General features: G+C 71.0%; 13 protein-coding genes and 1 riboswitch. Of the genes, 11 read left to right on the top strand and 2 right to left on the bottom strand.

What is annotated here, in order from left to right:
- Positions 1–364: 364 nt before the first annotated feature.
- From RM779_RS18370 to RM779_RS18340, 7 genes are all read left to right on the top strand, one after another.
- Positions 365–1,483: an ATP-binding protein gene (locus RM779_RS18370; RefSeq protein ID WP_077057866.1), complete on the top strand. Its 1,119-nt coding sequence runs from the start codon at positions 365–367 to the stop codon at positions 1,481–1,483.
- Complete coding sequence (locus tag RM779_RS18365) at positions 1,480–1,881, top strand: roadblock/LC7 domain-containing protein (RefSeq protein ID WP_077057865.1); 402 nt, start codon at positions 1,480–1,482, stop codon at positions 1,879–1,881. The genes RM779_RS18370 and RM779_RS18365 overlap by 4 nt, the downstream gene beginning before the upstream one ends.
- Positions 1,878–2,252: a DUF742 domain-containing protein gene (locus RM779_RS18360; RefSeq protein ID WP_077057864.1), complete on the top strand. Its 375-nt coding sequence runs from the start codon at positions 1,878–1,880 to the stop codon at positions 2,250–2,252. The genes RM779_RS18365 and RM779_RS18360 overlap by 4 nt, the downstream gene beginning before the upstream one ends.
- Positions 2,227–2,829, top strand: a complete 603-nt coding sequence (locus RM779_RS18355; RefSeq protein WP_077057863.1) for a GTP-binding protein — start codon at positions 2,227–2,229, stop codon at positions 2,827–2,829. The genes RM779_RS18360 and RM779_RS18355 overlap by 26 nt, the downstream gene beginning before the upstream one ends.
- Positions 2,826–4,202, top strand: a complete 1,377-nt coding sequence (locus tag RM779_RS18350; RefSeq protein WP_394813327.1) for a cytochrome P450 — start codon at positions 2,826–2,828, stop codon at positions 4,200–4,202. Before RM779_RS18355 ends, RM779_RS18350 begins: the two co-directional genes overlap by 4 nt.
- Before the next feature lie 279 nt (positions 4,203–4,481).
- On the top strand, positions 4,482–5,624 hold the full coding sequence (locus tag RM779_RS18345; RefSeq protein ID WP_311618795.1) for a cytochrome P450: 1,143 nt from the start codon (positions 4,482–4,484) through the stop codon (positions 5,622–5,624).
- Entirely contained in the window at positions 5,621–6,406 is a 786-nt protein-coding gene (locus tag RM779_RS18340) for an enoyl-CoA hydratase/isomerase family protein (RefSeq protein WP_311618794.1), read from the top strand. Before RM779_RS18345 ends, RM779_RS18340 begins: the two co-directional genes overlap by 4 nt.
- 30 nt (positions 6,407–6,436) lie before the next feature.
- Here the strand turns inward: RM779_RS18340 and RM779_RS18335 are convergent, their stop codons facing one another.
- Positions 6,437–6,676, bottom strand: coding sequence for a dodecin (locus RM779_RS18335; protein ID WP_311618793.1), 240 nt, complete (start codon positions 6,674–6,676; stop codon positions 6,437–6,439).
- A gap of 155 nt (positions 6,677–6,831) precedes the next feature.
- Between RM779_RS18335 and RM779_RS18330 the strand changes: the two genes are divergently transcribed.
- The 3 genes from RM779_RS18330 (at position 6,832) to RM779_RS18320 (ending at position 10,192) form a co-directional block, all read left to right on the top strand.
- On the top strand, positions 6,832–7,926 hold the full coding sequence (locus RM779_RS18330; protein ID WP_311618792.1) for a glycoside hydrolase family 43 protein: 1,095 nt from the start codon (positions 6,832–6,834) through the stop codon (positions 7,924–7,926).
- 18 nt (positions 7,927–7,944) lie between these two features.
- A riboswitch (ZMP/ZTP riboswitch) is annotated at positions 7,945–8,036 on the top strand.
- 21 nt (positions 8,037–8,057) lie between these two features.
- Positions 8,058–9,506 (top strand): glycine hydroxymethyltransferase, encoded by a 1,449-nt coding sequence (locus RM779_RS18325; protein ID WP_311618791.1) that lies wholly within the window; start codon positions 8,058–8,060, stop codon positions 9,504–9,506.
- Positions 9,507–9,508: 2 nt separating this feature from the next.
- The gene (locus RM779_RS18320) at positions 9,509–10,192 is read left to right on the top strand and encodes an endonuclease V (RefSeq protein WP_311618790.1); all 684 of its coding nucleotides are present in this window, start codon (positions 9,509–9,511) and stop codon (positions 10,190–10,192) included.
- 23 nt (positions 10,193–10,215) lie between these two features.
- On the opposite strand, the gene RM779_RS18315 is transcribed toward RM779_RS18320, so the two are convergent.
- On the bottom strand, positions 10,216–11,277 hold the full coding sequence (locus RM779_RS18315; RefSeq protein WP_311618789.1) for an aminotransferase class V-fold PLP-dependent enzyme: 1,062 nt from the start codon (positions 11,275–11,277) through the stop codon (positions 10,216–10,218).
- A gap of 213 nt (positions 11,278–11,490) precedes the next feature.
- Here RM779_RS18315 and RM779_RS18310 point away from each other — a divergent pair, with 213 nt between their 5' ends.
- Positions 11,491–12,297, top strand: a complete 807-nt coding sequence (locus RM779_RS18310) for an SAM-dependent methyltransferase (protein WP_311618788.1) — start codon at positions 11,491–11,493, stop codon at positions 12,295–12,297.
- Positions 12,298–12,379: the final 82 nt, after the last annotated feature.

Here is a 12,379-nt window from a genome sequence, read left to right as displayed (position 1 = left end):
TCGAACGTCAGATCTCGTAAGGGACTCGGGTGGACGGTGGCCACCTCGCGCCCTGATGATACGATCGCCGGGCTTGCCAAACGAGCCGAGCGCGCGTAAGTCGTTGAGCCAACCGGTAAACAGCCGAGAGGGTTTCACCCTGAGGAGCAAGATGCCGTCAGTGGGGCGCATGGAGCCGCGACGGCGGTTCGGCGGGCATACCCTCCGCCCTGCGTGGTGGGTGACATCCCGGCAGGCCGGGTGGCCTCTGTTGCCGTGCCGGGCCGGTTGGTAGGGCGGAATCCGCACGGGGGGGAAGTCGGATTCAGGAGTACGGCATCCTCAATTTTTATTTACCTGGCGGACTAGCTTTGAAGAGAATCTCATGAGCCAATACCTTCAGGACCCAGCCCTCTGGGGGCTGGTCGTCGGGGCTCCCCTCGCCGCGACAGTGATATATCGAGGGCGGAAGTCCAATGCGAAGCTGCGTCTTGAGAAGACCGAGCTCGAATCGCGCCACACCGAGCTGGAGGATACCTTCAGCGACGCCGTAGAAGAGGCGCGGCTGCGCGCGGAGGACGCCACCAAGACGGCCCTCAAGTCGGCCATGCGAACGCTTCAGGGCCTCGCGAACGAGCAGCAGCTCGCCATTTCCAAGGTGCAGGGCAAGTACGGCGACCAGCAGTTCCTCCAGGACCTGCTGGAAATCGACCATATGAACTCGCAGTTCGGCAGGCGGGCCCAGTCCGTCTCCGTGCTGTGCGACGGCTGGCTGGGACGGCAGCGGACCGTTGCCTCGGTGTACGACGTGGCGCGCAGCGCCAAGGGCCGCATCCGGCACTTCACCCGCGTCGAGATCCGTTCGCAGACCAATTTCGCGGTCATCAGCCAGGTCGTCGAGCCGGTCGCCCTCGTCCTGGCCGAGCTGCTGGACAACGCCACCAGCTACTCGGCCCCCGAGACGACCATCGACATCAACATCAGGACCGTTCCCAAGGGCGTCTGCGTCATCATCGACGACGCGGGCGTCGGCATGAACGAGGAGGAGAAGAGCAGGGCCGCGCGGCTGCTGTCCGGGGAACACCCGGTGAGCGTCACCGAGCTGGGCAACCCGCCGCAGTTCGGCTTCGCCGTCATCGGCGTGCTCGCCGCGCGCTACGGATTCAGCGTGTCCGTGGACACCGCATCACCCTATGGGGGTGTGCGCGCCGTGGTCCTTCTTCCCCAGGAGCTGCTCACCAGCATGCCTGAACCGCAGAACGCGCCGGTGCCCGAGACTCCCGCCGCCATGCCCGAGCCGGAAGAGGCCGGGGAGACCGCGGGCGGGCTGCCCAAACGCCGCAGGAGAGCCCCCATCGCCATCGTTCCCGAGACGGACGCCGCGGACGCCTCGAACCGCGCGCGGTCCAGCGAGGAGACCGCCTCGATCATGGGCGCCTTCCAGCGGGGCACGCAGTCCGGCCGCAGCGCCGATCCGAGCAGGGAAGGGTTTGAGGTTCAGTGAACACCGAACTGGCGTGGATGCTTGAGGGCGCGCTCGAGGTCCCGGGGGCGCGGCACGCGATCCTGGTGTCCGCCGACGGCCTGCTCATGGCACGTTCCAAGGACGTCGACAAGGACCACGCGGACACGGTTGCCGCCGCGATGAGCGGCATGCAGTCCCTCAGCCGCACGGTCGCCGGTTTCAGCGGCGGCGCTGCCATGCAATGGCGGCAGACCGTCGTGGAATTCGACGGCGGCTGGGTCTTCCTCATCTCTGCCGGTGAGGGCGCCTACCTGGCGGTTTCCGCGTCGCCCAGCGTCGATATGGCAGACATCACCTTCCGGATGCAGCAGCTGGTCGCGCAGCTCGGTAAGGCACTGACCACCCCGCCCCGCGAGAATACTGGTATTCAGGCATGACCGCACCCGATGAGCAAGAGCCCGAATCCGTCGGATTAGTACGGCCGTATGTCATCACAAATGGCCGGGAAATCGCTGATGGTGACAGGTTCGAGCTGGTCACGCTGATCACAGCGGCCCCCGACCAGCAGCAGAAGAGCCGTCTCGACCCGGAGAAGAGAAGCCTGGTCGAACTGTGCGAGGGCGGCTACCTCTCCGTGGCCGAAATAGCCGGCCACATGAGACTGCCCATCGGCGTCGTCAAGGTTTTGCTGTCCGATCTCGCCGAGGGCGGCCACATCCTCACCCGTGCTCCGGTGCCTGCTGCCCAGCTCACCGACATTCAGGTCCTTCAGGAGGTGCTGGATGGACTCCAGGCACGTTTCGGGTGACGCGCGGCATCTGCACGACAAGGTGCAGATCGCCGCAAAGATCCTCGTCGTGGGCCATTTCGCGGTAGGCAAGACGACGTTCATCGGAACGCTCTCCGAAATTCCCCCGCTGCGCACCGAGGAAACGATGACGCAGGCGGCGGCGGACGTGGATGACCTCAAAGGGGTCAAGGGCAAGACCACGACCACCGTCGCCATGGATTTCGGACGTCTCACCCTCAACGACCGGCTGGTTCTCTACCTCTTCGGCACGCCGGGGCAGCAGCGCTTCGTCCAGGTGTGGGAGGACATGACGCGGGGGGCGCTCGGTGCGCTGGTGCTGGTCGACCCCCAGCGGCTCAAGGAGTCCTTCGCCGTGATGGACCTGGTGGAGAAGTACGGCATTCCGTACGCCATCGCCGTCAACCACTTCGACGGCAACCAGGCCAGGGCCGAGTCGGAACTCAGGGAAGCGCTTGACCTCCTTCCCGAGACGCCGATCATCACCTGTGACGCGCGTGACGAGAAGTCATCGGCCAAGGCGCTGGTTTCGCTCGTCCGCTACCTCCAGAGTCGCACCCGTCAGGAGCAACGATGAACTCTTTCTCTGGTCCCGGGACACCACCCCCCGGCTGCCCCGCGCACCACGGCGGAAGCCCCGCCCAGGACGCAGCCACCAGGATTCCGCTGTACGGACCGGAGTTCGCCGCCGACCCCCAGGCCTACTACGAGGCGATGCGCGCCTACGGGCCGGCGGCACCCGTCGAACTGGCACCCGGGGTGGACGCCACCCTGGTCACCGACTACGCGGCGGCCCTGCAAGTCCTCCAGAACCCGGACGCGTTCACCCGGGACTCACGCCGCTGGCGAGCGCTGGAGGACGGCTTCCTGCCGCAGGACAGCCCCGTCCTCGGCATGATGGGCTACCGGCCCAACGTGCTCTTCGCCGACGGAGCGGAGCACCTGAGGCTGCGCCAGGCCGTCTCCGACAGCCTGGCGCGGCTCGACGCCTACCGCGTCAGCCGCCACGTGGAGCGCGTGTCCGCCTACCTGGCCGACCAGTTCAAGTACAAGGGCACGGTCGACCTGCTGAACGACTACGCGAAGCCGCTGACGTTCCTGGTCTTCAACGAGCTGTTCGGCGCCTCCGCGGAGATCGGTGACCGCCTGATCCACGGGTTCACCGGCATCTTCGACGGCATCGACGCCGAGTCCGCCAACCAGGAGCTGGCCGGCAGCCTGATCCAGCTCGTCGCCCAGAAGCGCGCCGAGCCGGGCGACGACATCACCTCCTGGATGATGGAGCACCCCGCGAAGCTCTCCGACGAGGAGATGCTGCACCAGATCACGATCATGCTGGGCGCGGGCATCGAGCCGGAGCGCAACCTCATCGCCAACGGCCTGCTTCTGATCCTGTCCGACGAGCGCTTCTTCGGCGGGCTCTACGGCGGCGGACTGCTCGTCGAGGACGCCTTGAACGAGGTGCTGTGGAACTCGCCCCCCATAGCGAACTACGCCACGCACTTCCCGGTGCGGGACACGGAACTCGGCGGGGTGAAGCTCCCGGCCTACTCTCCCGTGCTGATCAGCTTCGCTGCCGCCAACACCGATCCTGCGCTCTCCTCCTCGCGGCAGATGCTCAGCAAGCGCGCCCACCTCGCCTGGGGGGCGGGCCCGCACGCGTGCCCGATCAAGGAGTCCGCCTCCCTGATCGCGACCGGAGCCATCGAGCGGCTTCTCAACGAGGTGCCGGACATCGAACTGGCCGTGCCCGCCGAGAGCCTGGAGTGGCGCCCGGGGGTCTTCCACCGCGCGCTGAGCGCGCTCCCCGCGCGCTTCACTCCGGTCCAGCGGCCCACCACCCCCGCGACCGCCGCGGACCGGGGGCCTACGGTGGGTTCCGGCCAGGCCAGGGGCCGTGCGGAGCGCAAGGGCTGGTGGAGTTCCTTCCTCAACTGGTGGCGCGTGTGACGCTCCGTGTGACACAGTTAACGGGGGCATACCCCCACGGCATATGTGTGAAAAACGGATTACGGGGGTAATGGTGCCGGAGGTCGCATCGACTGCCAGACCGCGCGTCGGATGACGGGCAGTCATGTGACCCACCCGGCGGGCCTCAAAGGAGTATTCGTGGAACTTGCTGAAGGAATCACGGCGATCGATCCACGTTCCATTGTCTCCCAAGTATCGCGTCTACGCGCGTCGCGGGGACAGGCTGACCCCTATCCCATTTACAGCGAATTCAGGTCCATGGGAGATGTCGTTCCCGCACCCTGGGGGGCGCATTTCCTGACCAGCTACGAGGTGTGCGACCAGGTCCTGCGCAGCAAGACCTGGGCCGCGCTCGATGACGACTGGCGCGCACGTCAGCAGGCCGGCAGCCGCTGGCAGGCGCCCGCGTCCCGAGAGTTGGGACACGTTCTCCAGGGGCTCAACCCACCGGAGCACACGCGTCACAGGCGCTCCGTGGGCAACATATTCGACCGCAATACACTCACCCGGCTGCGCGGTCCGGTGACCGACATAGTCAACCGCCTTCTCGACAACCTCACCGACCACATGCGTGACGGTGAGGCCGACTTCTCCGCCCTGGTCAGCGAAGAACTGACGATCGCGGCAATGGGTCACTGGCTCGGAATACCGAACGAAGATCATGCGACGGTCCGTTCATTCAGCCACGCCCATCTCTACGCGCAGGAATTGCTGCCCTCACCCAGCCAGATGGCCGCGGCCGACGCCGGCGCCGTTGGCATGCGCGACTACTTCACCGGCCTGGTCCGCGACCGCCGTGCCCACCTGGGCGACGATGTGCTGTCCGGCTGGATTCGTACGTGGGACGAGCTGGAGCCCGACCGTGAACGGGCCGACGAGGCCGTCTACTTCCTCGCCATGTTCATCGTGGGCGCCGCGCTGGAGACCACCTCCATGCTGCTGAACAACCTGGTGGTGCTCCTCGACCAGCACCCCCGCCAGCGGAACTGGCTCCGCGAGCACCCCGAGGAAGTCCCGCGCGCCGTCGAGGAGATCCTGCGCTACGACCCGCCGGTGCACGTCACCACGCGCGTCGCCGGCGAGGACACCGTCCTGGCCGGCGTCCCCTTCCGGGCCGACGAGCTGGTGCACGTCATGATCGCCTCCGCCAACCGCGACCCGGCCAACGTGTCCGACCCCGACGTCTTCGACATCCGCCGCACCGGCCGCAGCCTGAGCCATCTGGCGTTCGGCGGCGGCGTTCACTACTGCATCGGTGCGGGGCTGGCCCGGCTGCAGGCCCAGGTGTTGCTCGACGCGCTCCTGCGGCGGTTCCCCTCGCTGCGCGTCAGCTCCCCGCCGCAGTGGGAGCCACGCGTGGCGTTCCGCCGCCTGGCCGCTCTGCACGTCGTCGACCGATGAGACCCGGCGCGGGGACGCACCCCGAGTTCCGCAGTCTCCTCGTCAGCCGGGACGGCCACGTCGTGCAGGTGCGGCTCAACACCCCGGAGTCGGGCAACGCCGTCACCGAGGAGTTGCTGGCCGAGCTGCTCACCGTGCTGACCGCGGTCCGCGACGACCCGGGTATCCGCGTGCTGGTCCTGTCCGGCGCGGGCGCCGACTTCTCCCTCGGCGGCGACCTGGGCGAGTACGACGCCCTCATGGCCCAGGACCCCACCGGCGGACGCATCACCGCCCTGGGCGCCAAGGCCCGCGACGTGTGCGACGCGCTCGCGGGCAGCAGCGCGGTCACCATCGCCCGGCTGCACGGGCGGGTGGTCGGTGCCGGGCTGGCGCTCTCGCTGTTCTGCGACCTGCGCGCCGGCACGGACACCACCCGCTTCCGCATGCCGGAGCTGGCGGTCGGCCTGCCGATCGCCTGGGGCGGGGCCCTGCCCCGGCTGGTGCAGGAGGCGGGCGCCGCCCGCGTCCGTGAGCTGCTGCTCCTGGGCAGCAGCTTCGACGCCGCCGCCGCCTGGCAGATGTCGATACTCCACCGGGTTGCCGCCGAGCACGAGCTTGACGGCGTGATCCAGGAGTGGATCAGGCCCCTGGTGCGGCGCTCGCCGGTGGCGCTGCGCGTCACCAAGTCCGTGCTCAACTCCTACGCCGCCGCCTCGCGCATCGCGGACGCCTCGATCCTGGAGGGCGATCTGCTCGCCGCCGCGCTCGGGGCGCGTCGGCACGAGCGCGGCGGCGGCTGAGGGAGCGGGCGGCCGGGGGGGCGGGGCGGCTCAGCCGCCCGCGCCGTCCCCGTCGCCCTCGCCCGCCTCCAGGCGGAAGCCGACCTTCAGCCCCACCTGGAAGTGCTCGACACCGCCGTCCACGATGTGCCCGCGGATCTGCGTCACCTCGAACCAGTCCAGCTGGCGGAGCGTCTGGGCGGCCCGGTCGATCCCCTTGCGGATCGCGTCGTCCAGCCCTTCGTGTGAGGACCCGACGATCTCGGTCACCCGGTAGATGTGCTCGCTCATGTTCGCCTCCCGGCGTACCTGCGCTCGGTTTTCTCCGGTTACCACCGTGCATCAGGGGCGGCCGTTCCGCATGCGCACGGGGGTTGACCCTGCGGCGGACACCGTGGAATCGTTCCTGCGGGCCGGTTTGAACGATTCAAAGTGGAGGGGTGCCCATGACCCCCGTCGGACGCAGAACGGTCATCGGAGCCGCGGGCGCCGCCGCGGCGGCAGCCGCCGCAGGGCCCGGCGCAACGGCGGCGGCCGCCGCCGCGGACACCGCGCCGGCCGGCCCGCCACCGCCCCGCGGCCTGCGGCTGCCCGAGCTGTGGGCGCACGACCCGTTCATCGTGGCCCACCGCCGCCACGGCCACTACTTCCTCTACCTGCGCAACCGCCCCGAGGCCACCGGCATCCCCGGCACCGGCACGCTGCTGTACCGCAGCCGCGACCTCGTCACCTGGCAGGGCCCCTGGTCCGTCTTCACCGTCCCCGACGGCGCCTGGGCGGCCGACGGCGGCTGGGCCCCCGAGGTCCACCACCACGCGGGCAAGTGGTACCTCTTCCTCACGCTGCACGACGAGGAGCAGACCCTGGCCGAGCCGCCGGACGTGCTGATCCGCACCTACCGGCGCGGCACCTCCGTCGCGGTCGCCGACTCCCCCTACGGTCCGTTCCGGCTCCTGGACCCCGGGCGTCCGCACACCCCCGACACGTTCATGAGCCTGGACGGGACCCTCTTCGTCGAGGACGGCGAACCCTGGCTGGTCTACGCCCACGAGTGGATTCAGCGCCTCGACGGCACCATGGAGGCCATCCGCCTCCGCCCCGACCTGAGCGGAACCACCGGCGAGCCCGTCCACCTCTTCCGCGCCTCCGGCGCCCCCTGGCTGGAGACGCGGCTGGCCACCGACGAGGCGGCCCTGCCGCCCTACGTCACCGACGGCCCCCAGCTGTTCCGCAGCCGCACCGGCGACCTGCTGATGCTGTGGTCCACCTACCTCGGCCCGGCCGGCACCCAGGGCTACGTGCAGACCCAGGCCCGTTCCCGCTCCGGCACGCTCGCCGGCCCCTGGGACCTGCTCCCCGTCCTGGTCGGGGACAACGCGGGCCACGGCATGCCGTTCCGCACCTTCGAAGGCACCCTCATGCTGGTCCTGCACCGCCCCTTCGGCTCCCCCGACAGCCGCGCCAAGCTCTACGAGCTGCACGACGCCGGCGACCGCTTCACGCTCGGCCGCCGCAGGAAGGATCTGGACGGCGGCGACTGAACGGGCGGTGCTACCCTCGCACGGGGCCGTGACTGGCGCGTCTGGATGGGAAGAACCATCGGGGAGCGGTCCTTCCTAGCGACGTGAAGCCGTGCGCCTGGGCTTTCGCGACGACACGTCAAGGAGGCCCCGTGAGCGCAGAACCCGCCCGCACCACCGAGTCCACCGCCTTCCGCAGTGGGCTCGAAGTGATCCGCGGCATCGAACCCCGCATCGCCGACGCCATTACGAACGAGATCGACGACCAGCGCGCCTCACTGAAGCTCATCGCCAGCGAGAACTACGCATCCCCCGCGGTCCTCCTCACCATGGGGAACTGGCTCAGCGACAAGTACGCCGAGGGCACGGTCGGCCGCCGCTTCTACGCCGGCTGCCGCAATGTCGACACCGTCGAGTCGGTCGCCGCCGAGCACGCCCGCGAGCTGTTCGGCGCCCGCCACGCCTACGTCCAGCCGCACTCCGGTATCGACGCCAACCTCGTCGCGTTCTGGGCCGTCCTCGCCCAGCGCGTGGAGAGCCCGGCGCTGGAGCGGGCCGGCGCCCGCCAGGTCAACGACCTCTCCGAGGAGGACTGGGCCGCGCTCCGCCGCGACCTGGGCGACCAGCGGATGCTGGGCATGTCCCTGGACGCCGGCGGCCACCTGACGCACGGCTTCCGGCCCAATATCTCCGGCAAGATGTTCCACCAGCGCAGCTACGGCACCGACCCGGAGACCGGCCTCGTCGACTACGACGCCCTGCGGGCCGCCGCCCGCGAGTTCCGGCCGCTCATCCTCATCGCCGGCTACTCCGCCTACCCCCGGCTGATCAACTTCCGGATCATGCGGGAGATCGCCGACGAGGTCGGCGCCACGCTCATGGTCGACATGGCCCACTTCGCGGGACTCGTCGCGGGCAAGGTCCTCACCGGCGACTTCGACCCGGTGCCGCACGCCCAGATCGTCACCACCACCACCCACAAGTCGCTGCGCGGTCCGCGCGGCGGCATGGTGCTGTGCGACGACTCCCTCGCCGACCAGGTCGACCGCGGCTGCCCCATGGTGCTGGGCGGCCCGCTCCCGCACGTCATGGCCGCCAAGGCCGTCGCGCTCGCCGAGGCCAGGCAGCCGGCGTTCCGCGACTACGCCCGGCGCGTCGTCGACAATTCCCGCGCCCTCGCCGAGGGCCTGATGCGGCGCGGCGCGCGCCTGGTCACCGGCGGCTCCGACAACCACCTGGCGCTCATCGACGTCTCCGGCTACGGGCTCACCGGGCGTCAGGCCGAGGCCGCGCTGCTCGACTCCGGCATCGTCACCAACCGCAACGCCATCCCGCAGGACCCCAACGGCGCCTGGTACACCTCCGGCATCCGCATCGGCACCCCCGCACTGACCACGCGCGGACTCGGCACCGCCGAGATGGACGAGGTGGCCGCCCTCATCGACACCGTGCTGTCCCGCACCACACCCGGCACGACCAAGAGCGGCAAGCCCTCCAAGGCCGCGCACGTGCTGGAGGACGGCATCGCCAAGCAGGTCGCGGAGCGCGCCGCCGACCTGCTCGCCAAGCACCCGCTCTACCCGGGGATCGACCTCAGCTGACCATGCCCCGGCACCACCCGCACACCACCCCGGCCGACGCGGCGGAGGCGGAGGCCGTCCAGCTCCGCCTGCGCCGCCGGGTCCGCCTGGACGACTCGGGCCCCGCGCCCGGCGCCCCGGGAACGGTCGTCGGCGTGGACGTGGCCTACGACGACGGCCGCGGCATCGTCGCCGCCGCGGCCGTCGCCCTGGACGCCGTCACCCTGGCCGTCGTCGAGGAGGCCACGGCCGTGGGGCGGGTGACGTTCCCCTACGTTCCCGGGCTGCTCGCGTTCCGCGAACTGCCGGCCGTGCTGGACGCGCTCGACCGGCTGCGGCACACGCCGGGACTCGTCGTCTGCGACGGGTACGGCATCGCCCACCCCCGCCGGTTCGGCCTGGCCAGCCACCTCGGCGTGCTCACCGGCCTGCCGGCCATCGGCGTCGCGAAAAACCCGTTCGTCTTCCGCCACGAGCCGCCCGCCCCGCACCGCGGTGCCCACACGCCGCTGCTCGACGGGACGGAGGAGGTCGGCCGCGCCCTGCGCACCCGGGACGGCGTCAAGCCCGTCTTCGTCTCACCCGGCCACCGCACCACGTGCGCGTCGGCCTGCGCCCACACCCTGCACCTGACCGGCGCCTACCGCCTCCCGGAAACCACCCGGCGCGCCGACCGTCTCTGCCGCGAGGCGCTGCGCGCCGCCTGACCCGGCCCGTCAGCCGCGGCCCGTCAGCCGCGCGCCGTGCCCGCCGCCGATGCCAGCACATCGAGCGCGCGGTCGACGTCCTGCTCCGTGTTGTACAGATGGAACGCCGCGCGCAGCAGCCCGCCCCTGACGGCCATGCGGACGCCCGCGTCCGTCAGCGCCCGCGCCGCCCCGCCGAGCCCGGGCACCGACACCACCGCCGAATCGGCCGGCACCGGCGGGAAGCCCAGTGCGGCGACGCCGCCGCGGAAGCGGCGGGCCAGCCGCAGATCATGCGCCCCGATCTCCGCCGCGTCCAGCCCCGCCAACAGCTCCAGGGAACGTGCCCCGGCCACCCAGGACAGGAACGCCGGGCTCTCGTCGAACCGCCTGGCGCTGCGCGCCGGCCGCGTCACCGGCCCGTACGTGCTGTTCCACGGCTCCTCGCCCGCCACCCAGCCCGCGTGCAGCGGCGTCAGCCCGCCGCCGTCCGCGGGCACCGTGAGGAACGAGACGCCCCGCGGGCACATCAGCCACTTGTAGCCCGCGCACACGGTGAAGTCGAAGTCCGCGGCCGACACGGGGTACCAGCCGGCCGCCTGCGTGAGGTCCACCAGCGTCCGCGCCCCGTGCCGCCGCGCCGCCGCGCCGATCGCGGGCAGATCGGCGATCCGCCCGTCCAGCGACTGCACCGCGGACACCGCCACCAGCGCGGTGCCCGCCCGGACCGCCTCGGCCAGTGCCGTCAGCGGCACCGTGCGCAGCCGCGCCCCGCACTGCGCGAACGGCGTCACCAGTGAGCTGAACTCCTGCTCGGCACACAGCACTTCGGCCCCCGGCGGCAGCGCACCCGCCACCAGGGCCACATGCAGCGACACGGCGGCACCGACGGCCACCCGCTCGGGTGGCACACCGACGAGGCGGCCGAACGCCGACCGCGCGCCGCGCACGTCCTCGAAGTAGGCGGCCACGTCCACCCGGCCCTCGGCGATCTCCGCGGCGGCATCCCGCAGGGCGGCCACCGCGCTCGCCGGAAGCAGCCCGTGCGCGGCGGTGTTCAGATACGTCGTCGTCGGCGCGAACTCGCCGCCCACCGTTGTGTCCACGCGTCTCCCGTCCCGTATCGCCCGCTGCTGCCATCGCCCGCTGCCCGCTGCCCGCTGCCCGCTGCCCGCTGCCCGTGCCGCCGTCCGTGCCGCGGCCCGCCCTCCGCATTCTGCCCCGCCGCGGCGGCCGGGACCCCCGCAGCGGCCGGTAGGCCCGGCGGGCGGCGTGAGACGATGCCCACCCCCGCCCGCCCCGCGGTTCGCAGGAGAGCCATGACCGACCGGCGGCGGCGGCCCGCCATCGACGCCTCGGGGCCGCACTCGGCGCGCATCTGGAACTACTGGCTGGGCGGCAAGGACCACTACGAGGCCGACCGGGCCATGGGCGACCAGATCATGAAGTACTTCCCCGAGATCGTGGAGAACGCCCGCGGGAACAGGTACTTCCTGTGCCGTGCCGTCGTACACCTCTGCGGCGCGGCCGGCATACGCCAGTTCCTCGATATCGGCACCGGCCTCCCCACCGAGGACAACACCCACGAGCTGGCCCAGCGAATGGCCCCCGAGTCGCGGATCGTCTACGTCGACAACGACCCGCTGGTCCTCGCGCACGCCCGCGCCCTGCTGACCAGCACGCCCGAGGGCGCGACGGACTACCTGGACGCCGACGTGGGCGATCCGGCGGGCATTCCGGCGCAGGCGGCGAAGACGCCGGACTTCTCCCGGCCGGTGGCACTGATGCTGCTGGGCATCATGCAGTTCGTGGAGGACACCGACGAGGCGGGCCGGATCGTCGCCGCACTGCTGGACGCGCTGCCCGCGGGCAGTTACCTGGCTCTGTCCCACCCCACGAACGCGGTCCGCGGCGCGCGGATGGACGCCGCGGTGAAGCAGTGGAACGAGGGCGGCGGTTCACCGCGGCTGACCCTGCGGACGCCCGCGGAGGTGGCCGGGTTCTTCGACGGGCTCGACGTGCTGCCGCCGGGCATCGTCTCCACCGCCGAGTGGCGGCCCGAACCGCTGGACGTCGGCCCCTCGGGTCCGATCGACGATTTCGGCGGGGTCGCCCGCAAGGGCTGACTCTCCTTCGCGGTGCGCGGCCGCGCCCTCGAAGGAGCCACCCGGCTCCGGATCGGTTCCGGGATTCACCGTGTATTGACAC

Source organism: Streptomyces johnsoniae (assembly GCF_031845565.1).
GTDB lineage: Bacteria > Actinomycetota > Actinomycetes > Streptomycetales > Streptomycetaceae > Streptomyces > Streptomyces johnsoniae.
This window is presented reverse-complemented; position numbering and strand designations above follow the sequence as displayed.